The sequence below is a fragment of the Rhodospirillales bacterium genome, from assembly GCA_028824295.1.
Classification (GTDB): Bacteria; Pseudomonadota; Alphaproteobacteria; order TMED109; family TMED109; genus VXPW01.
In genome coordinates this window covers 48,602-71,656 of sequence record JAPPED010000018.1, presented here as the reverse complement: position 1 = coordinate 71,656, position 23,055 = coordinate 48,602, and the positions used below count along the sequence as shown (strand labels likewise).

The following is a 23,055-nucleotide window of genomic DNA, read 5'->3' as shown; positions in this document are numbered from 1 at the left end:
TGCGGTTTCGCGACACGTACATGCGTGCTTGGGCGATGCGTCGGTCTGGGCGCGGCGCCCGATTTCGGGTGCCGCGTTCTGAGGAGGAATCATGCAGGGCGACAAGACCGTAATCCGCAACCTCAACACGGTGCTCACCAACGAGTTGACCGCAATCAATCAGTACTTCCTGCATTCGCGCATGTTCCGCGACTGGGGTTACGGCTCGCTGGCCGACAAGGAGCACGGAGAATCCATCGACGAAATGAAGCACGCAGACCAGTTGATGGAGCGGATCCTGTTTCTTGAGGGCCTGCCCAACGTGCAGGACCTCCACAAGGTCAGGATCGGCGAGGATCCGGTCGAATGCTTGGAGTGCGACCTAGCGCTTGAGCACGATGCCATCCCCGTGCTTCGGGACAGCATCGAGCATGCCGAGTCGGTGCAGGATTTCGTGACGCGGAACCTGCTTCGCGGCATCCTGGATTCCGAGGAAGAGCACGTCGACTGGCTGGAAACCCAGCTCGGTCTCGTCAAGGCGATTGGCCGTGAAAACTGGCTGCAGTCTCAAATCTGATCGAGGAGTGGTTTCATGGATGACCCGGACCTGCAGTCGCTGACATTCGAGCAAGCCCTCGAAAAGCTTGAGGCCATCGTCGAGGAAATTGATCGTGACGATGTGGACTTGGAGCGGGCGATCAAGGCCTACGAACGGGGCGTCCAGCTTCGGGACCACTGCGAACAGAAATTGAATGAGGCACAGGAACGAATTAGCAAGATTCGCATCAAGGATGGCGGCGCCGAGGCGGTGTCGCCGTCTGCTGACGGTTCCGATTCCCCGCCGTTCTGAGCAGGGAGCCCGTCCGGCACACGGAACGGCGGCGGGAACCTGACACTCGCGGTACCGTGAATCGCGGGCGCTGCAGCCGCAATGGCGGAAAACGAGCGCCGGCCGGGCGCGCGGTGAGCATGCATGAGTCCTGAGGAAGTGCGGGGACCGGTGCAGGCCGAGCTTCCCAACGTCGAAACCATCGAAGGGCACGTGGCCCGGATCACGTTTCGAAACGACGATACCGGTTACACCATTTTCCGCGTGGATGTCGCCGGGTTGCGGGATCCCGTGTCCGTGTTGGGCGTGGTGGACCGGGTCGCGGTCGGTGAGCACGTGACAGCGGAAGGGCAGTGGGAGAACAATCCGCAGTGGGGGCGACAGCTACGTGCTCAGCGGGTGTCCGTGCAGCTGCCGGTGTCCCGCAAGGGCACTGCTCGATACTTGGCTTCCCGCCTGAAGGGGATTGGGCCGAAGTTGGCCGAACGGATTTCCGCACGGTTTGGCGACGAAGTGCTGCAGGTGATCGACCACGAACCCGAGCGTCTGCTCGAGGTCCCCGGCATTGGCGAGGAGACCCTGGAGGGGATCCGCTCTGCCTGGACCGGGGAGAAACGCACGCGGGAAGTCATGATCTGGCTGGAAGACCACGGTCTTGGGTCGGCACGCGCCGCCGCCGTGTTCCGAAAGTACGGCGAGGATGCAGCCCGCATCGTCGAGGCCAATCCGTACCGACTGATTGCCGATATCCGGGGGATCGGCTTTGCGATTGCCGACAACATTGCGCGCACCCTCGGAATCATTGACGACGCCCCGATGCGGCTTCAGGCTGGCCTTTACTTCGTCCTCGCGACCGCGCGCGACCGCGACGGCCATTGCGGACTACCGGAAACGGTGTTCATCGAGGAAGCCGTCAAGACGCTGGGGCCGCACGAACTGGCCATCCGGACCGCACTCGAGACGGAGCTGGCCGAGGGAATGCTGGTGCGCGTGGAGATCGAGGGGATCCCGTGCGTGTTTACGGAGCGGATCCATCAGCAGGAACGCACCATCGCGAATGTCCTGGCGGCGTTGCAGCAGCGCCCCCTGAAGGAAGCCCCGATCGATATCCCGCAGGCGCTGGCGTGGGTCCAGCGGCAGACGGGATTGCGACTGGCGCCCGATCAGGAACGAGCAGTGGAGACGGCGCTCACCGAGAAAGTGGCAATCGTGACCGGCGGACCGGGCGTGGGAAAGACGACCATCCTCAACTCGGTCCTTCGGATTCTTCGGGCAAAGGGACTCCGGACGCACCTCTGCGCGCCGACCGGCCGGGCGGCGCGGCGGCTGTCGGAGACCTCGGGACTGACGGCAAGGACAATCCACCGGCTGCTGGAGTTCGAGCCGAACGAAGGCCGCTTCCGCCGCAATCGCGACAACCTGCTGGAGACCGACGTTGTCGTCGTCGACGAGGTGTCCATGGTAGATGTTCCGATCATGGCTGCGCTCCTGCAGGCCATTCCGGATACAGCGCGACTCCTGCTGGTGGGCGATGTGGATCAGTTGCCGTCGGTCGGGCCGGGTCACGTGTTGGGTGACATCATCCGTGCCGAGATTGCGCCAGTGGAGACCCTGCAGCGGGTGCATCGGCAAGCTGAAGGCAGCCAGATCGTGACAAACGCCCACCGGGTCAACAGGGGTGACCGGCTCGAATTCGGATCTCCCAACGCCGGCGGAGATTTCCTGTTCGTGGACTGTGATACAGCCGAACGGGCTTCGGAGCTGATCGTGCGGATGGTGGCGGAACGGATTCCTGCGCGCTATGGGCGCCGGCCCGACGAGATCCAGGTGCTGACGCCGATGCGCAGGACGGTCCTAGGAACGGAATCCCTGAACGAAACGTTACGGAATCGGTTGAACGGCCATGGCGAGCGACTTCCGGGTCGCGGCGAGACACGGTACGCGGTGGGTGACCGCGTGATGCAGGTGGAGAACAATTACGAGAAGGAGGTCTATAACGGCGATATCGGAACGGTCCTGGAGTACGACCCGGACGAACGGCTGGCCTGGGTCCAAATGAGTGGACAGCGGGTCAGCTACGGGCTCAGCGAGCTCGGTCAGCTGCGGCACGCCTATGCCGTGACAATCCACAAGTCGCAGGGATCGGAGTATCCGGTGGTCGTGGTTCCGATAACCTTCCAGCATCGCATCATGCTGCGCCGCAACTTACTGTACACGGCCGTCACGCGTGCCAAGAACCTGGTTGTGCTGGTCGGAGAGCGCCGCGCGCTGGAACGCGCGATCGCTAACGATGAGGACGTGCAACGCTGTTCAAGTCTGCGGAGCCTGCTGATCGCGGCATGTCACGGCGGTGCCAATTCCAATCTGCGACCGGCGACGTGAGCAGCCGAGTCGCCCCTCCGCACTGCACCGTGAACCGCCAGGCCATCGAGACGGGGCTGTCATGAGCACGTACGAATTCCCGGACCTGTCTCCGCTGCTCAGGCCGCGGTCTGTGGCCGTAATCGGAGCGGTTCCGGAGTTGCACCGGGCAGGCGGGCGGCCGATCCCGTTCTCGATAGCGGGCGGCTTCCAGGGAGAGCTGTACGCGGTGAATCCGCGCCGCACCGAGATCGACGGCAGACCCTGCTACGCAGCGCTCGCCGATCTCCCGGAAACGCCGGACCTTGCCGTCATCACCGTGCGCGATTCGCTGGCCGCGGAAGCGCTGCGCGATTGTGCCCGGCAAAAGGTCCCCGCGGTGGTGATGTTCACGGCCGGGTTTCGCGAGGCGGGGGAAGCCGGGTCCATCCTCGAGCAGGAACTCATCGAGATCGCGGAAACCCACGGGATCGTCCTGTGCGGGCCCAACTGCATCGGCGTGATCAACCGTCATACTGGGCTGATGGCGAGTTTCGCATCGTCGCTCCAGATCGGCGAACTCCCGCCAGGGCCGGTGGGTTTCGTGAGTCAGTCCGGCATGTTCGTCAGCCTCGCCATCGTCGAGCAAGTCGAACGCCGCCTGGGGGTGGGCACGCTGGTCAGCGTTGGGAACGAAGCGGGGATCGAGATCGCGGACGTCATTGCGCACTACGCCAGGGACCCCGCCATCCAGGTGATCGCGTCCTACCTTGAAGGAGCCCGCGACGGGCGAAAGCTGAGCCATGCGCTGGCCATGGCCCGTGCCGCGGGCAAGCGGGTTGTCATCCTGAAGGTCGGGCGTTCGGAGGAATCGGCACGCGCCGCGCAGTCCCACACCGGCTCGCTCGCCGGCGATTACCGGGTCTACCGTTCGATATTTGCGGCGAATGGCGTGATTGAGGCGGAGGGACTTGAGGAGTTCTTCGACTTGATTGAGGCGGCGGTCCACGTGCCGGCGGTTACGCCGGCGAGCGACGGGCCGCCGCGGATCGCCGTGTTCGGCAACTCGGGCGGCCTCGGCGTACTGGTCGCGGACAAGGTCAGGCAATCGGGCCTTGCGCTTGCGGAATTCAGCGAGGCCACGCAGGGGGCGCTCCGCGAGCACCTGCCTCCATTCATCCATCCCGTGAACCCGGTGGATCTCGCGCTTCAGCACCTCGAGGCGCCGCACGTGCTGCCGCGTTACCTCGACGTGCTGCTGGCGGATCCCGGTGTCGAGGGCATTCTTGCCATTTTCGGCATGTACCGGCCCAAGACGCTCGAATTCGCGCAGGCCATCCTGGATGCCAGGGCCAACTCCGCGAAGCCGTTTGTCTTCGCCTGCCCGCATACCAGCGCCGAATTCACGAGCTGTCTGGCCGATGGCGGCGTGCCGGTGTTCGGGACTCCGGAGCGGGCCATCCGCGCGCTCTGCTCCTTGTTCCGCCGTCCGGCGCCGGGGGGTGTGGCAGCGCAGCTGTCGCCGGCGGCGAGGGAACGGCTGGACGGTCTCGTCGCTTCCCACGCCGGCCGGACGACGCTGTCGGAAGGCGAGGGCATGCAGTTGATCGAGGCCCTCGACATTCCGGTCGGCCGGATCGCGCTGGCCGAGGATTCGGATGCCGCGGTGCGCATCGCGGCGGAGGTCGGGGGGCCGGCCGTGCTCAAGGTGGAGAGCCGGGACCTGCCGCACAAGACGGAAGCGGGGGCGGTCGCGCTCGGACTGGAGGGTGCGGACAGGGTTCGCGAGGCGCACGATCGCATTTTGGCGGCGGCGCGGATGCACCGGCCCGATGCGGCGATCGACGGGGTCGCGGTACATCGCATGGTGCCCGAATCGAGGGAACTGCTGCTCGGTGTCCGGCACGATCCTGCCTTCGGTCCGGTGGCCCTAGTCGGGGCCGGCGGGACGGCCGCCGAGGTGCTGGATGACGTGGCGCTCATGCCTGCCCCGGTCACGGACAAGCAGGCCGAGGATATGATTCGTTCGCTCCGCACATTTCCGCTCCTCAACGGCGCCCGATCCAGCACCCCGAGCGATGTGCGAGCGGCGGCGGCGGCCCTCTCCGCCCTGTCGACGCTGGTGGAGGCGTTCCCGCAGATCGCCGAAATCGAGGTCAATCCGCTCTTCGTGGCGGCCGAGGGCGACGGTGTGGTCGCCGGCGACGTTCTCGCCATCCTGAAGCCAGATGTTTCCGCTTCGGGATGACAACCCCACCCGCCATCGGCCCTACGTCACGGTTGGGCTCATCGGCGTCTGCATCCTTGCTTTTCTCTGGCAGAACGCGCAGCCCCGTTACGACGAAATCGTCTGGTATTTCGGCCTGATCCCGGCGCAGCTCCTGGGAACCGGTCCGTTCATCCCCGGGGCCGCCAATCCGCTGATCACGGTGTTCACCTCGATGTTCCTGCACGGCGGCTGGATGCATCTAGGTGGTAACATGCTGTTTCTCTGGATCTTCGGGAACAACATCGAGGACTCCTCCGGCCATCTGAAATTCCTGGTGTTCTACCTCCTGTGCGGTGTTGGAGCGGCACTCGCCCAGGTCGCAAGCGCGCCGATGTCGGAAATACCCATGATCGGGGCGAGCGGTGCCGTATCGGGGGTGCTGGGTGCGTATCTGTTGCTGTTTCCGCGCGCACGGGTGTCCACCCTGGTGTTCCTGGGCATATTTGTCACGATCATCCGCCTGCGCGCCTGGCTGCTGCTCGGTGTCTGGTTCGGCGGGCAGGCCCTGCAGGCCGCGCTGACGCCGCCCGGCTCCCCCGGCGTCGCCTTCGTCGCCCACGTCGGAGGATTCGTCGCCGGCATGGTGCTGATTGGGGCCTTCAAGCGCCGGGGCGTCCCGTGGTTCGCAGATGGGGGCCCGAGGAGCGAGGAGGCGCGGAAGCGCCCCATTGATATCCGGTTCCGTCGTTCTCCGAAGGGCTCCCAGTCTCCGTGGCGGCCTGGACCTTGGGGATGATGTATTCCGGGCGGAACGGTCGCTCGATTGATCCTTGAACTGCGTGCTGCGCGGCGACGTGTCCGGCAATAGGTGTTGGATCATCCTGGTCGCCGCCTGCACGACGAGCCGGGCGGAGCCGTCTACGTGGGGCGATGTTTCCTAGGCAAGCGGGTCAGCGGACGTGCCAGGATTCGGTCAGCGGCTTGGCCCCGTTGAGTTCTCCGTAGCCCGCTCCGGTGGTCCCGCCGGGGTCGGGGCCGAAATAGCGCGGATCCCTGGGCTCACCGGCCGGCTGAAACCGGATGTCGCTTGAGAGCCGCATGCGCCCGATCGGCGAATGGTTGTCCAGCGAACCGTGCCACGTGAACATGCCGAAGATGAGCATGTCACCCGGGCCAAAATCGGCGCTCAGGAGGCGTGTGTTCCGCGACCGGGCAAAGGCCACGTGGTTTTCCGGCCGCGTGGCCTGGCGATCGGCATCGGATGCGACATCGAACCCCCGCGTGGCGTCGGCCAGATCATCGAAACGGTGGGATCCCTCGATGACCGTGACGGGTCCTTCGCGAAGCTGGACCGGCCCAAGGGCGGTCCACACCGTGACAACGCGCTCGGTGGTGCGGGCGAAGAACGGATAGTCGCAGTGCGGTCCGGTCGAACGCCCCACAGGAGCCGGCCGTATGTACGCGTAGTCATGCGGCACGACCGGTTCGCCGAATACGGCACCGATGATCTCGCGGATCCTGGGGCCGTGAGTGACTGCGCGGAGGCGCGGCCCCTCGGACACGGACTTCCAGAACGCGCCCAGATCGGGTTCCCGCTCGCGGCGATGGCTGGTGCCCGTGAAAATGCCTTCGGCGGCAGGATTCTTGACCTCTCCGACCGCTTCGAGGCGCGCGAAGACCTCCCGCCGCGCGGCCAGCACGGCCTCGACATCATGCAGACCACGAAGAAACAGGTAGCCGTCGTTGTCCAGTCGCCGGCGCAGGGCGCGGGAATCGGGAAACAACGCGCTCGAATCAACGAGTTTGCCCATCATTGATGAGGGAACTATCTCTCCTTGTGCGACACAATCGTGCATGGGTTTTGGCTAGAAGCTCTTCAACGCCGACGTACGGGTTCCCCGCCACCGACCATCATGTACACAGGTGCCTTCCCGAGGCCAAGTTTTGCCTCGTGCTTTTGCTGACCGCGAAGGACAAACCGAAATGGGACTAGGTCTTTGAAGGTTCAATCCGCCGGATCTGCCGCTCGCGCCGCCCGTTGGGTCGGTCTCGCCGTGGCCGGAAGCTTTATGGCGGGCTGCACGGTGCTGGCACCCATGCCGAAGTCGACGAGCTTGGCGGATCGACTGGCGGTGTTCCCGACGCGCTCCCTCCCCCTGGAGCACCAGGTCAACATCTATTGGGATGAACACCAGATTCCATTTGTCGAGGCGAGCAGCGATGATGACGCCGCTTTCGCCCTCGGCCTCGTTCATGCGCATCTTCGACTCGGCCAGATGGGGCTGGTTCGGATGCTGGCCCACGGCCGACTGTCCGAAATGGTCGGCCCCATCGCGGTCGACGTCGACCGCGGGCTCAGGACGCTCTCGTTCTCCCGGGCCGCAGCAGAAATCGAACGCAACATGGACGATCGATCCCGGCGCTGGGCCCAGCGGTTCGTCGACGGCATCAATCATTACCTCGCCACCACCGAGGAACTGCCACACGAATTCCGGGTGCTGGGGCTTTCGAGGGAGCCCTGGACCATCACCGATGTGCTCACGATCGGTCGGCTGGCCGGAACGGACGTCAATTGGCTGGTGTGGGCGAGCCTGCTGCCGCTGCGCACACGTCCGGATTGGCCGGAACTGTGGGCACGTCTGGTGACTCACGGCAGCGCATCGCTCCCCAGCTTCGACGGGGACCCGAAGACGGCTGGCCTGCACGAAGTGCTGGGCGGCCTGGGACGGTCAGGCAGCAACAGCCTGGCGCTGGGGCCCGGTCGGACAGCCACGGGAGGGAGCATCATCGCGAACGATCCGCACCTCGGCATCTTCGTGCCCAACGTGTGGCTGATAGCCGGCGTGAAATCGCCGTCGTATCACGCGGTTGGGCTGATGGGCCCCGGGCTCCCGATCTTTGCCATTGGACGCAATCCGAACATCGCTTGGGGCGGCACCAATATGCGCGCCGCCTCAAGCGACCTCTACGACGTCAGCGGATTACCGCCATCGGAGATCACCGAGCGTCGCGAGCGGATCGCCGTGCGCTGGTGGCTGGACGAGGAGGTCACCGTTCGGGAAACATCCTATGGCCCGATCCTGTCGGACGTTCCCTTCCTTTCGGAGTACGGACTTCCGCCCGTCGCGCTCCGCTGGACGGGTCACCGCGTGAGTGACGAAATCGGCTCCATGCTCAAGGTGAGCCGGGCCCGCGGATTCGCCGAGTTCCGGGCAGCGTTCGAGGGCTTCTCGGTACCTGGCCAGAACATGCTGTACGCGGATGACAGCGGCAACATCGGCCAGGTCATGGCGGTGCAGCTGCCGCTTCGAACGGCTGCTCCCGACGACGTCATCCTCGACAAAGGAAGGGCCGGCGGCGACTGGGACGCCATGCAGTCCGTCGGGGACCTGCCGTTCAGCTTCAACCCGAATTCCGGGTACCTGGCGTCAGCCAACAATCGTCCGTCGACGGCCGGTATGCCGGTCGGTTTCTTCTTTTCTTCAGATGATCGCGTGCAGCGCATGGCCCAGGTGATCGAAGCCGAGACGCCGGTCGATCTGGATGCCGTGATGGCGCTGCAACGGGATGTGCAGATGGCGTCGGCGGTCGTGCTCCGGGACCTGTTCGTGGCCCAGCTGGACGCAGCCGGTCTGTCTCAGGCCGCGACCGGGGATGCGGCCGAGGTGATCGGGCGGTTGCGCGACTGGGACGGGCATTACCGGGCAGACTCGGTTGGCGCCGTCAGCTTCGAGCAGTTCCGGGACGGCTTCGTCAAGGCGTTCTATCCGCTGGCGTTCGGCGAGGGAGAGGGTCAGGCCCTCGCCGCCGTCGGCAGGATGGCTGCGTTACTCCCCGCCGATATGGCGGCGGCCAGCCCGGATGTCGTGCATGCTGCGCTTGCAGCCGCGCTGGAGAACGCCGCTTCGGGCCTTCCGACCTTCGTGCGCTGGGCCGACATGCACCGTTTGGAGCTGGCGCATCCACTGGCCTCTGCTCCCGTAATCGGCGAGCGCTACCGGTTTGCCGAGTACGGGGTGGGCGGAAGTTCAGACACGCTCATGAAAACCGCCCACGACGCCACGTCCGAGCGCCACAGGGTGCGCTATGGCGCCAACGCAAGGCATGTCTCCGACCTGACCGATCCCGACGCAAACTACTTTGTGCTGCTCGGGGGCCAGGACGGATGGTTGAACAGTTCGACCATGCTGGACCAGTGGCCCCTTTGGAGAGACGGCGGCTACGTCCAAGTGCCGTTGTCGATCGACACGGTTCGCGAACGCTTTCCGCACAAGCTGGTGCTCCAAAACTGAGCATCAGGTAGCGACCGCGGCGGCCTCGGTCCGAGCAGTTTGCACCCGTCGGCGGATCGGCGCTCGTTCGCGGGACCATTGATTGGCACCTGGTTCAGCCTGCGGTTACGGTGTCGACGAGACGTTCGCATTGCTTGCGTGAAAGCAGGGCAATTGGATCCAGCGGGCCCCGTAAACTTGGGAAGCATGCCGGCAGGACACTCCGCACGTGCCGGTCCCGCTGGCGTGCCGACAGGACGCCGGGGGCAAGCTACAACGCTTGGAAGATGCGTGGCCAAAGGTCTCGACGGAGGCCCGGAGCGCCGCAGGACGGATGCCCGAATTCGCAAGGAACCTTCCGTGCGGTGCGAGGAGACCCGGCCGCTTCGACGAATCCCGGTCTGTCGAAGCCGTGGGGCGACCGATCGTTCCCGGTGACTTGATCGGTGTACGACTTGACTTGGCTGCTCCGGGCTTACGCGAGCCGGCGTCTGCGCAGGCTCAAGCGAATGAATCCGGAAGAGGTCCAGCAGGGTGTCCTGCGATCCCTTGTCCATCGTGCGCGCGGCACGCGCTTTGCTGGGCAGCATGAATTCGGAGCGATCCGAACTTTGGGAGACTATCGGGAGCGCGTCCCCATCCGGACCTATGAGGAATTCTGGGACAACTATTGGCGGGATTCGTTTCCCCGGCTGGTCGATTGCACCTGGCGCGGAACGATCCCTTACTTCGCCCTGTCATCAGGAACCACCCGCGGGGCAACCAAGTACATCCCGGTCAGCCGAGAGATCAACCGCGCCAACGCACGTGCTGTGGCGGACCTGCTCGTCCACCACGTAGAGAACCGGCCGGACAGTCGAGTGCTGGCCGGGCGCTGCTTCATGCTGGGAGGATCAACGGGCCTCACGCGTCAGGAGCGCGGTGTCTACAGCGGGGATCTCAGCGGGATCGCGGCGGCGGTCCGGCCGGCCTGGACGGGACCGCGTTACTTTCCTCCGGGCCGCCTGGAGGGAATTGCCGACTGGGAGACGAAGGTCGAACGTATCGCCCGGAGTTCCCGGCAGGAGGACATCCGTGCGGTCGGCGGGACGCCGAGCTGGCTTCTCATCTATTTCGACCGACTGCTGGAGATCGCCGGTGCCGGGGACGGGCGGATCGCGTCCGTGTATCCGGATCTGGAATTGCTGGTCCATGGCGGTGTCGCTTGGGCGCCCTACCGGGACCGCTTCGAGGCCCTCCTTGAGGGCACCGGGGCTGAAACCCGGGAGGTCTATCCGGCGAGCGAGGGCTTCTTCGGTGTGGCGGACGGCGCCGACGGTGCAGGCCTGCGGCTCCTCCTGGACAACGAAATTTTCTACGAATTCATTCCGGTGAGCGAACTCGGAGCCCGGGAACCGGATTGCCGCTGGATCGGCGACGTAGAGATGGGCGTGAACTACGCTCTCGTCATTTCGACCGGCGCGGGCCTTTGGCGGTACCTGGTCGGCGACACCGTCACATTGGTCGATCGCAACCCGCCACGTGTTCTGGTCACCGGTCGGACCAGCTACACGCTCTCGGCGTTCGGCGAGCACGTGATCGGGGCGGAACTCGAGCGTGCCGTGTCGGAATCCGCGAAGGCGATCGGGGCGACCGTCGACGATTTTGCCGTTGGCAGCCTGTTTTCGGAACGGAGCGGCGAACGTGGAGGACATCTCTTCGTCGTCGAGTTTTCCGATCCCAACGTGGACTCCGCCCAAGTTCGGACGTTCGCGGCAGGCGTCGACTTGGTACTGATGCGCCTGAACGAGGACTATGCGGCTCATCGCGCCGACGGCTGGGGGCTCGATCCACCGCGGGTCGCGGTGCTGCCTCCCGGGGGGTTTGTCGCTTGGATGAAGGGACGCGGGAAGCTCGGCGGGCAAAACAAGGTTCCTCGCGTGATCAACGATACGGAGCTCTTCGGGACGTTGCGCAAGCTGGCGAGGGAGTTCCCGATCCGCTAGGGCCGCTTGTCTGTTCAACATCATGGTTGGCTGGGACGCGGAGCGCAGGGTCTGCACTTGCATGCGTTCGATGCTATTGCGCGCCCGCCATTTCGAATCGGTCCCTGCATTGCCCGTACCGGATGCGATCACCGCGATCATGGTTGCGCTGCTCCCAACGGTCATCCCGAACAGGAGCCGGCGGCTCGCGGACTTCCAACCGATCCAGATTGCGGCTGCGATGACGGCGGCAACAATGATCCACATCGACGTCTGATAATCCCAGCCGGCGGAGAGCACTCGTTCCCAGGGCGCGTCGAAGCTCAGTACGGTCAGCAAGAGCAGTGCAAACTGCAGGGCCCAGAGCGACAACACCGTGCCGAGGTCGCGGGCCTTCACACTTTCCTGCATGTCCAGCCAGCGGTCGACGGCATATGCCAGGATAAACAGTGCAGCACCGACAATCTTTATTGCAAGTTCTTGTTACCTGCAATTGAACGTTCGCCGCTATCAGAAATGTTCTTTGCCATGCAGCTCATGAATGTTGTAACAATAATATAGAACGAGAATGCATAGCTGGGGACGCACCTGGTTTGCGCCATAGGTCCTATTGATACGTAAGTGAATGGTTATCAGGTGAAGTATCACGTATCTGCGACAAGGTCGGTAAGGACATTGGCCGACAAGTCGCTTGCAGAGCTGGTTTGACTGGCGTGCTACGGCAAAGATTTGTGGCGGAATCAGTCTGCCGCCCTAAGATGGAGTTGCTAGCAAGCTTGACAAACGTCAAGTCAGAGTAAAGAGCAGATGCAAGTTACGGATAATTGGCATTGAGGCGTGTGGACACGTACGGTTACGAGGTGTATTTTGCGGATTACTGGCACCGTTGTGAGGATGGAAAGAGGCTCATCAAATCCGGGAGCGGATGCAGTACGGCGTGGTTCCTTGATACCTGGCCTCTAGTTCTTCGTCCCTTGCACCGGGGAACTTGTATCAGCAATCGGAAATCAAGATGGCACAGCTTAATGACGGCCAAGCCGGGCAGCCCGGACGGTTTCGGTTGCCTGGCTTCGTGCAGGCGGCGCTGATTTTAGCGGCGATTGTCGTGGCATTGTATTTCGCAAGAGCTCCTGGTCATGTTCAAATCGATACATCTTCTGATTTGTCATTTGATGCAGCTAAACCTGTCGTACAGGTAGTCAAACCCGAAACTGTAGACCAGTCAATTAAGTTAAAGCTGACCGGGGCAGTAACACTGGAAGAACAGACGGGCGTTGTTGCAGAAGTCACCGGGCGTGTTAGCTGGATATCACCAAACTTCAATAACGGCGGGGTGATTCCGGCGGACGAGAAGTTTGTTCAGATTGATCCAACCGAATACGAGCTTCAGGTCAAGGCGGCTGGGAACGCGGTCAGTGAAGCGGCGGTCCGGCTGCAAATCGAGGAGGCCCGGGGAAATGCGTTGCGGGTCGCGCTTGCGGAAGCGCAGCTGGCCAGCGCGGAGACAGGGCTTGAGCTGGCACGTCTCCAACTTGAACGAACGAGTATTTCCCTGCCGTACGAGAGTCGAGTGATCAGTACCGAATTGGAGGTTGGCGAGGTCGTCGGTCCGCATCGCGACGTTGGCCCCGGGGGCAGGATCGGGACCGTGTATCGGGTCGACGCGTTGCAGTTCGAGGCACCGATGGAAGTCTCCAGCCTCGCGTATTTGAGCCCGCTCAAGGGGCGTTCCGCGATAGTTCGCACCGAAGTGGGTACCCATCGGTTGGAGGCGACACGCGTGTCCTCGATGGTCGCTCCGAGCAGCCGTCTGGCTACCGTGTTTTTCAGGTTTGCCTCGAATCAGACGGTAGCTTCGTTGCCCTTGCCGGGCTCGTTTGGTGAGGGCGAGATCGAAGGTCCCGCCTACGAGAATGTCTACACACTGCCGGAAGCCGCCATTCAGGAGCAGAACCGCGTGTGGGTCGTCCGGGACGGCGAGTTGACGTTGTTTACGCCGACAGCATTGGGCCGCGTGGAGAACGGGCTGGTCGTGGAGGCGTTCGACGCCGGGGAGGGCGTGGTCTTCGGCATTCTGCCGGAAGCAAGAGAAGGATTGGCGGTCACGATTGCGGAAGCGGTGCCGTCCGAGTAGCGGAGCTTCGACATGAGTACAACCGATCTCCCAACGACGGCCCAGCCCGGCGCGCCATCGAGAGCGGGACTGATCGCCTATTTCGCCCGTAACCCGGTTGCCGCCAATCTGCTGATGGTGCTGTTCATCGTCGGCGGGATCATCTCGGGATCCCAGATTCCCATTCAGCGTTTCCCGCAGATGGATCTTCGGATGGTCACGGTAACCGTACCGGCACCTGGGTCTTCTCCGCAGGAAGTGGAAGAGGACATCAACCGGCGAATAGAAGAGAACATCCTCGGGTTGTCGGGGGTAGAGCGGGTCATCACGACGGCTACCCACGGCCTCGGGCGCGTCGACATTGAGATTGCTCCGTTTGCACGTTCCGCTTCCGCGCTGCTGGATGTCCAGAACGCCGTGGACAGCATCGAGCGTTTTCCGCCGGCCAACGCGGAGCAGCCGGAAGTAAGGCTGCAGGAAGTCGCGCTTGAAGTCGTGACGCTTGCGGTCTCGTCGTCACGGCTGACCGAGGACGAGCTAAGAGTTGCGGCGGAAAGCGTCCGTGGCGAGCTACTGCAATTGCCGACCGTGTCGCAAGTGGAGCTTCGAGGAACCCGGGACCGCGAGATCTCCATCGAGGTTCACGAGGAGGCGTTGCGCCGGAACCGTCTCACGATTCGCAGAATTGCCAACGCGGTGCAACGGGAATCGGTCAACGTGACATTTGGCGAACTCCACACCGATGCCGGCGGGGTGATCCTGCATACCATCGCCAAACGGAGGGTTGGCGAGGACTTCAAGGATATTCCGCTGCTGACCCGGCTGGACGGCACCATTCTGCGGCTTGGTGACGTTGCTGAGGTTCGCGACGGTTTCGTCGATGACCAGACAGTTACCCGATTCAATGGCTGGCCAGCCGTCCTCGTCCGCGTCGATGCAGCCGAGGAGCAGTCAATTGTCGAGATGTCAGAGGACGTCCGGGAGTGGCTGGGCAGCTACCAGACACCAGAGGACGTTGTCATTGACGTATGGAGCGATAGCGCGAAGCCCGCGTTGGACCGGCTGACGGAGATCATCCGGAACGGGGTGATTGGCGCGCTGCTCGTGTTCATTTGTTTGGTGCTGGTGTTTGACCTGCGGGTGGCATCGTGGATTGCTGTCGGCATCCCGCTGTCATTTATCGGATCGCTGATCTTCTTTGGCCCGGCAGGCCTTACACTGAACATGGGCACCGTCTTCGCGTTCTTCCTGCTCATAGGAATTGTTGTCGACGATGCAGTCGTGGTGGGAGAAAGCATCGCCGCTGAGCGGGAGACCGGCAAGAGCGCATTGGACGCTGCCATCAGTGGCGCGAAAGCTGTTTTCGGCCCGATTCTGGTCGGTGTCGTGACCACGTTGCTGGCACTGGTACCGTTTGCGTTCATTACGTCCGGCGACTTTCAGATTCTGAAGGTATTCCCGTACGTCGCACTCTTTGTCTTGCTGGTTTCGCTGGCGGAAGCGTTCCTGATCCTGCCGGCGCACCTAGCGCACGAACGGCCTTGGAGTCTGTCCCCGCTCAAGGACGTGCAGGAATTTGTGCGGGGCTGGCTGGAGAATCTTCGCGAGAGTGTGGTAGTTCCGGCCGTGTCCTGGTCGGTCACGAATATTGGGCTGACCCTGACGGGCGGGCTGGTGGTCATTGTCGCTGCGGTCTTGCTGGTCCGTTCAGAAATCGTCCGGGTCGTGATGTATGACAGCCGGGCCAATGTGACGAACAGCGTGCAGGCGGATCTCAAGCTTCCGATGGGTGCGCCCTTTGAGAGCACGCTGGCGGTCGCTGAGCGGTTCGTGAGCGCGGCCGAGAGCATCAACGACGAGCTGGGTAGTGATTCCATCAATGCCGTGAGCATGATGGTTGGCAACGTGGCCTCGTCCAGGGCCGGCAAGGAGGACCGTCCGCGCAGTCACGTCGCGTCGGTACGTCTGCATCTCAATGATCGGCCGATTCGCACGGCTTCCCCGTGGGAGATCGCGCAGCTGTGGCGCCACAACGTCGGGGATACGTCCTATCTGGAATCGGTTGATTACGAAACCACCAGGGTGCGCACCAAGCCGGGTGTCGCCTACGCGTTTAAGCACGAAGACCTGGAAACGCTGAAAGGAGCGGTTGCGGAGTTGCGGGAATACTTGGCGACCATTCCAGGCATCTATGGCGTGTCCGACAGCCTGTCCGTTGGCAAGCGGCACGTCGAGGTCGAGTTGACGCCGGCCGCGGAGGCGGCAGGGATGAGCGCTGCTCTGGTCGGGGCACAGCTGCGTGCCAACTTTCACGGCATCGAAGTCCAACGCCTTCAGCGTGGACACGAAGAACTGAAGGTCATGGTGAGGTATCCGCCGGAGCGCCGAACGAGCTTGGGTGAGCTGGCCCGTGAGCGGATCTTCCAGGTTGGCCCCGGCCTGCGGGCTGGCGCGAGCGACAGGGTCACCAACGACGAGATGCCACTGTCGATGGTCACGCGACTCACCGAGACGCGCGAACTGGGCACGCTAAAGCGGATCGATGGTCAGCAGGCGGCGGTCGTGAACGCGCAAGCCGATCCCTCGGTCATCACGCCGATTCAGGCACGACGACACGTCAACACCGAGTTCATGCCGGACCTGCTTGCGAAATATCCCGGTTTGAAGGTCGAAACCGAAGGCGGCGCCCGGGACGAAAGAACGATGCTGACGACGCTGGGGGTCTTGGTTCCCATCGTGTTGATCGCGATGTACGCGTTTATGGCCGCGTTCCTGCGCAGCTACTGGAAGCCCCTGGTCGCCGTGGTGGGGATATTTCTCTCATTTGCGGGCGCGGTATTCGGTCACTGGATTCTGGGCTGGGATCTGACGGCGATATCCATCTTCGGAATGATCGGCGTGTCAGGAGTTGTCGTGAACGACGCGTTGGTGCTCATGGATCGATACAACCTGCTGCGTCGAGAGAACCGGATGCTACCTGCCATTGCGGCCGCATCGGCGGCCGCCCGGCATCGATTCCGGGCCGTGTTCCTGACGAGCTTGACGACCGTGCTCGGGCTGTCGCCGCTGCTCTACGAACGGGGCGACGAATTGATTTTCCTGGTGCCGTTCGTCGTGAGCATGTTGGGTGGGCTGCTGCTCTCGGCGCTGTTTATCCTGTTCGTTCTCCCGACACTGGTCATGCTGATCGATGGCCGCACCCATTGATGCGCCGCCGGGAGAACGCCGGGCGCAGCTTGCTGGATGTCAATCGGCCGGCACGGCCGGTGCTAGGGTTCTGGCTCGGCGGGGACCTTGACCCGTACGGTCACGATGTCGGTGTCGTGGTACTGCTGGTGGTGAACCGACGAGGCAACGTGCCGCAAGAGCCTGAGGGAAACTTCGTGCTCGACGGGGGCTTCGGTCGCGCGTTCACTGAGCAGCGCGATCTGATCCTGGAGATTCGCCTCACCGGTTGACGCGATGAATTCCAGAACCGCTTCGTCGCTTTCCTTGTGCGCGACCAGCAGCAATCGTCGTGCAGCGTCGCCACCGGGGTCTTCGTCGCCATACTGCCGGAGCAGCGTCAGCAAGGTCTCCTCGCTTGCGCTGTCGAGACGGTTCATCATCGTCTTCCCCCAGCCGCTTCGCGTGGCGAACGCCTGGAGAAATTCTCTGACCTTGGGCAGAACGGAAACCTGGAAGGGCACCTCGATGCGCCAGCGGCGGGGTTCGGCGAGTTCGACGAACAGGGTCAGCAGCAGTGCCGTCAGCCCTCCGGCTGTCATGCCGTTTTGCAGCAGACCGCCCGCAAACTCCGCGAAGACTTCGGGAAAGATCATGCCGTTCTGGAAGCCGACCCCGACCCAGAACGACACGCCGGCAATCATGCCGTTCCGGTAGTCGATTCCTTCCTGTATCAGGACCTTCATGCCCACCACGAAGAGGATGGCAAGCAGGACGCTGACGTACGCGCCGGCGACGGGACTCGGGATCGCAAGAATCAGCGACAGCAACTTCGGGAAACACGCGAGCCCGAGGAATATCGTTCCGGCGGCAATGCCGACCGTGCGTGCGCCGACGCCCGTCAACTCGGTGACGGAGACGCTCGAGGAGTACGTGGTGTTCGGAACCGTGCCGACGCAGCCCGACAGGAGGTTTCCCACACCGTCTGCGGTGACGGCCCCCTGGACCGAACGGAAGTTGACTGCCCGAGGACGCCGCCACGAAACCCGCTGGATCGCTACGGAATCGCCGACGGTTTCGATGGCGCCGATCAGCGTCACGAAGACGAAACCCGGCAACAATGCCCAAAACGTCGGACCGAAACTCAGGTCAAAGCCGGGCCACGCGCTGGCGTCCGGAAAACCGATCCACGGTGCTTCGGAAATCCTAGCCGTGTCGTAGATCCCGAAGTACCCGCCAACCAACGACCCGGCGACGACGCCGATGACAGGCGCCCACAGTCGGAGCACGCCGGTCGCCTTGACGGCGATCCCGACGATGACGAGCAGCGTGACAAGCGCACTCAACGGCGCTGCCTCGGCTGGCGTTCCGTCCGGAACCCGCCCGAGCAAGTCGAAGATGATGGGCATCACGGTCACCGGAATCAGCATGATGACGGTGCCCGCGACGGTCGGAGTCAGCACCCGGCGGAACAGCGACAACCGCCTTGCCAGTACAAACTGGAAGAGTGAGGAAATGATGACCAGCGTTGCCAGCATCGCCGGCCCGCCCTCCGCGATGGCGGTAATGCAGATGGCGATGAAGGCCCCGGAGGTCCCCATCAAGAGCACGTAGCCAGCGCCGATCCGACCGACCCTGACAGCTTGGAGAATCGTGCTGACTCCGCTGACCACCACGGACCCGAAGACCGCCCACATCATGTACGTGTCGGAGCCGCCGGCGGCCTGAATCACAATCAGCGGCGTGATGACGATCCCGGAAATCGTCAGGATGGTGAGTTGCAGTCCCAGACCCGCTGCCAGCAACGCGGGGGGCCGGTCATCCGGTTCGTAGCGAACGCGGGATTGAAGCTCGGAAGTATCAGTCGCCATATCGGGACCTATAGTCGACGACTATCGGAAATTCAATTCGAGATTTGCAGCAACGCGCCCGCTTGGTGGCGAATGCTAGTCAAGATATTGACGGGATTTGATAGATCGTCCAAGCGATTGGCGGGATCGGCGTTCCGCGGAAGCGCGCCAGCAGAGAGGGACTGGCGCTCCGCGGACGCAGTTCCACCGTCCGGTGCCACGCGGTGGCCACCGCGGCCCCAGCTATCGTCATGCACGCCACTGGAATGTCGACAGGACGGCGTCCGGACGAACCCCGATCCGCTCGGTCAGTGCGGCAATCCGTCGCGGGTCGGGGCGGTCGCCATGTCGTTGCAGACCGAGTTCCAGTCCGTGGATTCCCCCGGCCACTAGAGCGGTGCGAAACCCCGCGGCCTGGGCTCCGCGGATGTCCGTCGTGAGGGAGTCGCCGACCGCCAGTACGGCGCTTGGGACCAGATCAGGCAACCAATTCCGCAGGCGCTCAAGACATGCGTCATAGGTGGGACGCAGAGGTTTCCCGAATGATCGCACCGAGCCCCCGAGCGCCGCGTACAGGTCCGCCAGCGCACCCGCGCAGTCGACGGAGGTTCCATCGGAACGCACGATGATCCGATCCGGATTGGCGCAGAGCATGGGCAGATCCCGATCACGTGCCCGTGACAACTCGGCGCGATACGCCCCTGCCGACTCACCAAGCTGCCGGGTACCGAGGTTCAGTATGAAGTCCGCGGCAGTGAGCTCGGCGGCTTCCCGAAACGGCAGGCCTTCCAGCAAGGCTCGATCCTTTTCGAGCCCGAGGTAGTGATACGCGGTGCCGAACTCGCCACCGCCGTTGGCGCAAGCCTCCCTGCACAGATCACCGGAAGTCAGGATGCCGTCAAAGAGGTGTTCCGCAATGCCGATCTCGGCCAGACCGTGAACCACGCTGCGGCTTGGGCGCGGCGCATTGGAGAGCAAGAGAACCCGCTTGTCTTGCCGCCGAAGTTCGAGCAGACAGGCTGCCGCGTCGGGATAGGCGTGGATACCGTCCCAGAGCACTCCCCATACATCGAGCACGTACGCCTTCGTCGAGAGTTCCGGGGCTGCCAGCGAGTCGTAGATCGGCGGCGGTGGCATGTCAGGCATTCGCTTGGGTCTCGCTGATCTCTTCCGAGCGGGTGCCGACGGCTGCGGCCAACGATCGCGAACCGGACTCCCTGACGAACTCAGCCAATCCTCTGTGGATACGATTGATCAATTCAGTTCCCTGGTAAACGAAGGCCGTATAGAGCTGCACGAGACTGGCCCCGGCCTCGATCTTCCGCCAGGCGTCGGCGGCGCTGGCAATCCCCCCGACCCCGACGAGACTGATGGATCTGGGAAGCGATTGGTGCAGCGTCGCTAACAGTCGCGTCGAGGATTCGAACAGGGGTGGCCCGCTTAGGCCACCAGCCTCTGCTCGGTGCCGACCCGTCAGCGTCGTGGGTCGCGCGACGGTGGTGTTGGACACCGCCAGGGCATCCACCGGTTGGTGGACAAGCCGGTCAGCCAGATCTTGTACCTGTGGTGCGGTCAGATCCGGCGCGATCTTCAGGAACAACGGGAGCGGTCGGCCGGTCTTCCCCTCAACATCATCTCTGGCCTGGCGGGTTCGCCGGAGCAGCTGGTCCAGGGCTGATCCGGTCTGGAGGTCGCGCAGCCCGGGAGTGTTGGGCGATGACACGTTGACGCAGACGTAGTCGATCAATCCTCCCAATCGATTGATGCCTTCGACAATGTCAGCGATCGGATCTGGCGTTACCCGGTTGCAGCCGACGTTGGCGCCAACAATCAGCCGTTCTGGGCGCCTGGCAAGGCGCGTGGTGATCGCTTCCAGTCCCTCGCTAGGGAATCCGAGCCGGTTAATCATCGCTTCCTGCGCCCGCAACCGAAATATCCTTGGGCGCGGATTGCCGGGTTGAGGTTTCGGCGTGACGGTACCGACTTCGACGTGTCCGAACCCGATCCGTCCCAGCGCCGGAACTGCACGCGCGTCCTTGTCGAAGCCGGCGGCCAGTCCGAGCGGTGAAGGGAAGGAAATTCCGGCAACCTCGTTGGCCAGAACGGCGTCCGGCTCCACGCCGGCAACACTGACCATCCCGGCTTCCAGTGCCCGAAGCGCCAGGTGGTGCGCGGCTTCGGGTCCGAGCGCTCGCAGGAACGGTGCAGCCAGCGATTCGATGTACGTCACGATTCCACTGTCCCGCCGCGAATTACTGCCATCAGCTGTTCAACCGCACTCGGGCCCGGCACGTTTCCCTGCATAGCACGAATTCACGGCGGGATCGCAAACCGGAGTCCGACGCTCTGGTATACAATTTGCAGAGCCCTGCAAAGGGAGACGAAGCGTATGAGCAGCAGTACAGATCATGCAGACGAGTTGGCTGCGCTGCGCGAGCGATCAGAAGAACTCGATCGCCTAATTTCGGAACAATCGAGGGGCGCGGTCAGCGATTTCGCCGAAATACGGCGATTGCGGGAAGAAAAACGCAATGTTATGGACCGGATTGCGGCCTTCGAACGCACGCCTCCAGACATCATCGCCTGAGGTTGTTGACGGTTGACTGCTTCACGGGGGGGCTGCTCGTGACGCTCCCGGAAGACGGTGGTTAGAAGGGAGGGACTATGGCTGGCGGGCAGCTTCCCAAGGTCGGGGTCATCATGGGCAGCCAGTCCGACTGGCCCATACTGCAGCACGCTGCGGAACTGTTGGAGAAGTTCGGCGTTCCGCACGAGCGACGGATCATTTCCGCGCATCGCACTCCGGAACGTCTCTATGAATACGCCCGCACGGCGCGTGACCGCGGTCTCGCAGTCGTGATCGCCGGTGCCGGCGGGGCGGCGCACTTGCCTGGCATGACGGCGGCGATGACGACGGTCCCTGTGTTTGCCGTTCCCATTCCGACGGCTTTCGGCAACGGTGTCGACAGCCTGCTCTCGATCGTCCAGATGCCGGCGGGAATACCGGTCGGGACACTGGCCGTCGGCAAGGCCGGTGCCATCAACGCCGCCCTGCTTGCGGTCGCCGTCCTCAGCGGCACCGATGCAGAACTGGAAGAAAAGCTTCGGGCTTGGCGGAACACTCAGACCGAGAGCGTGGCGCACGAGCCGGACGACGGGGCGTGAATCGGCCACTCCGCTTCTCCTCAGTTCCGGAACTCCACCGACCGCCGGGTTCAACCCTCGGCCTCATGGGCGGCGGGCAGCTCGGCCGGATGATGGCCATGGCTGCCGCCCGCATGGGTTATCGCACGCACGTATTCACTGACCAGCAGCACACACCGGCAGGAGAGGTCGCAGCCGCCGTCACCGTCGCCTCGTTCTCCGACCAGGCTGCTCTCGAGCGCTTTGCCAACTCCGTTCAGGTCGTCACGTACGAATTTGAGAACGTTCCCCTCGCTGCAGCCAAGGTCGTTGCCGAACGGGTCGCGGTCCGTCCGGGCCCCAACGTGCTCGCAATCGCGCAGGACCGACTCGCCGAAAAGAACTTCCTTTCTAAGGCAGCCCTACCGGTCGCCCCGTTCCGCGGAATCGAGAACCCTGAGGAACTTCAACTCGCGACCGAGGTTGGATTTCCGGCGGTTCTCAAGACCCGCCGAGAAGGCTATGACGGAAAAGGCCAAGTGCGGGTCAAGTCAGCGCACGACCTATCGGCGGCTTGGGAACGCCTGGGGCACGTACCAGTCGTCCTGGAACGCTGGATCGACTTCGCGTGTGAGGTGTCGGTGATCATTGCCCGTTCGCAGGATGGGGAGGAAGCAGCCTACGAGCCGGCTGAGAACCGGCATGCCGGTGGCATTCTTCGGACGTCCATCGTGCCGGCGCTGATTTCCCGGGCCACGGCGGACGCCGCAGTTTCGGCGGCCCGCACGGTGGTCCGCGAACTGGACTGCGTCGGCGTGCTCGCCGTGGAGATGTTCGTGCTGGCGGACGGCGGCGTTGTCGTCAACGAAATTGCCCCCCGCCCGCACAACTCGGGACACTGGACGATCGATGCGGCGGAGACCAGTCAGTTCGAGCAGCAGGTCCGGGTGTGCTGCGGACTTCCGCTGGGGAGCGTGGACCGGCTGCACGATGCAGTGATGGAAAACATGATCGGGAACGACGTGGAGGCCTGGAGCCGCTATCTGGGGGACGGCAGCGTCCGCCTGCATCTCTATGGCAAGAAGATCAGCCGGCCCGGTCGAAAGATGGGGCACGTCACGCGACTGTTCCCGCACGGCAGCGGTCCCCGCGCATTCGCCGAGGACGGCTCCTCGTAGCCGCCTTGTCAGGGCCGCGGCGGGGTCCGTGCAG

General features: G+C 63.5%; 16 protein-coding genes. 12 read left to right on the top strand and 4 right to left on the bottom strand.

The window, feature by feature from the left end; translation table 11 throughout:
• Nucleotides 1–91 precede the first annotated feature (91 nt).
• The 5 genes from bfr to OXH60_08280 all read left to right on the top strand — a co-directional run bounded on the left by bfr (nt 92) and on the right by OXH60_08280 (nt 6,153).
• Nucleotides 92–556, top strand: a complete 465-nt coding sequence (bfr, locus tag OXH60_08300; GenBank protein MDE0712122.1) for a bacterioferritin — start codon at nt 92–94, stop codon at nt 554–556.
• 15 nt (nt 557–571) lie between these two features.
• Nucleotides 572–829 (top strand): exodeoxyribonuclease VII small subunit, encoded by a 258-nt coding sequence (xseB, locus tag OXH60_08295; protein MDE0712121.1) that lies wholly within the window; start codon nt 572–574, stop codon nt 827–829.
• A 123-nt stretch (nt 830–952) separates the two neighbouring features.
• Nucleotides 953–3,190 (top strand): ATP-dependent RecD-like DNA helicase, encoded by a 2,238-nt coding sequence (locus OXH60_08290; GenBank protein ID MDE0712120.1) that lies wholly within the window; start codon nt 953–955, stop codon nt 3,188–3,190.
• A gap of 61 nt (nt 3,191–3,251) precedes the next feature.
• Nucleotides 3,252–5,396, top strand: a complete 2,145-nt coding sequence (locus tag OXH60_08285; GenBank protein MDE0712119.1) for an acetate--CoA ligase family protein — start codon at nt 3,252–3,254, stop codon at nt 5,394–5,396.
• Nucleotides 5,377–6,153, top strand: a complete 777-nt coding sequence (locus OXH60_08280; GenBank protein ID MDE0712118.1) for a rhomboid family intramembrane serine protease — start codon at nt 5,377–5,379, stop codon at nt 6,151–6,153. The genes OXH60_08285 and OXH60_08280 overlap by 20 nt, the downstream gene beginning before the upstream one ends.
• A gap of 154 nt (nt 6,154–6,307) precedes the next feature.
• On the opposite strand, the gene OXH60_08275 is transcribed toward OXH60_08280, so the two are convergent.
• Nucleotides 6,308–7,171, bottom strand: coding sequence for a phytanoyl-CoA dioxygenase family protein (locus OXH60_08275; GenBank protein ID MDE0712117.1), 864 nt, complete (start codon nt 7,169–7,171; stop codon nt 6,308–6,310).
• Between the two features lie 183 nt (nt 7,172–7,354).
• On the opposite strand from OXH60_08275, the gene OXH60_08270 reads away from it, so the two are divergent.
• The 4 genes from OXH60_08270 (at nt 7,355) to OXH60_08255 (ending at nt 16,912) form a co-directional block, all read left to right on the top strand.
• Nucleotides 7,355–9,649 carry a penicillin acylase family protein gene (locus OXH60_08270; GenBank protein MDE0712116.1) on the top strand — a complete coding sequence of 765 codons (2,295 nt, stop codon included), beginning with the start codon at nt 7,355–7,357 and terminating at the stop codon, nt 9,647–9,649.
• A gap of 425 nt (nt 9,650–10,074) precedes the next feature.
• Nucleotides 10,075–11,613: a GH3 auxin-responsive promoter family protein gene (locus OXH60_08265; protein MDE0712115.1), complete on the top strand. Its 1,539-nt coding sequence runs from the start codon at nt 10,075–10,077 to the stop codon at nt 11,611–11,613.
• Between the two features lie 991 nt (nt 11,614–12,604).
• On the top strand, nt 12,605–13,726 hold the full coding sequence (locus tag OXH60_08260; protein MDE0712114.1) for a hypothetical protein: 1,122 nt from the start codon (nt 12,605–12,607) through the stop codon (nt 13,724–13,726).
• Between the two features lie 12 nt (nt 13,727–13,738).
• On the top strand, nt 13,739–16,912 hold the full coding sequence (locus OXH60_08255) for an efflux RND transporter permease subunit (protein ID MDE0712113.1): 3,174 nt from the start codon (nt 13,739–13,741) through the stop codon (nt 16,910–16,912).
• 62 nt (nt 16,913–16,974) lie between these two features.
• Here the strand turns inward: OXH60_08255 and OXH60_08250 are convergent, their stop codons facing one another.
• The 3 genes from OXH60_08250 to OXH60_08240 all read right to left on the bottom strand — a co-directional run bounded on the left by OXH60_08250 (nt 16,975) and on the right by OXH60_08240 (nt 20,950).
• Nucleotides 16,975–18,741, bottom strand: a complete 1,767-nt coding sequence (locus OXH60_08250; GenBank protein MDE0712112.1) for a hypothetical protein — start codon at nt 18,739–18,741, stop codon at nt 16,975–16,977.
• Between the two features lie 228 nt (nt 18,742–18,969).
• A complete protein-coding gene (locus OXH60_08245; GenBank protein ID MDE0712111.1) occupies nt 18,970–19,857 on the bottom strand; it encodes a TIGR01459 family HAD-type hydrolase in 888 nt (295 codons plus the stop codon).
• 1 nt (nt 19,858) lies between these two features.
• Nucleotides 19,859–20,950, bottom strand: a complete 1,092-nt coding sequence (locus OXH60_08240) for a quinone-dependent dihydroorotate dehydrogenase (GenBank protein ID MDE0712110.1) — start codon at nt 20,948–20,950, stop codon at nt 19,859–19,861.
• A 159-nt stretch (nt 20,951–21,109) separates the two neighbouring features.
• On the opposite strand from OXH60_08240, the gene OXH60_08235 reads away from it, so the two are divergent.
• The 3 genes from OXH60_08235 (at nt 21,110) to OXH60_08225 (ending at nt 23,021) form a co-directional block, all read left to right on the top strand.
• Complete coding sequence (locus tag OXH60_08235) at nt 21,110–21,307, top strand: hypothetical protein (GenBank protein MDE0712109.1); 198 nt, start codon at nt 21,110–21,112, stop codon at nt 21,305–21,307.
• A gap of 77 nt (nt 21,308–21,384) precedes the next feature.
• A complete protein-coding gene (gene purE / locus OXH60_08230; protein ID MDE0712108.1) occupies nt 21,385–21,885 on the top strand; it encodes a 5-(carboxyamino)imidazole ribonucleotide mutase in 501 nt (166 codons plus the stop codon).
• Entirely contained in the window at nt 21,882–23,021 is a 1,140-nt protein-coding gene (locus OXH60_08225) for a 5-(carboxyamino)imidazole ribonucleotide synthase (protein ID MDE0712107.1), read from the top strand. The genes purE and OXH60_08225 overlap by 4 nt, the downstream gene beginning before the upstream one ends.
• Nucleotides 23,022–23,055: the final 34 nt, after the last annotated feature.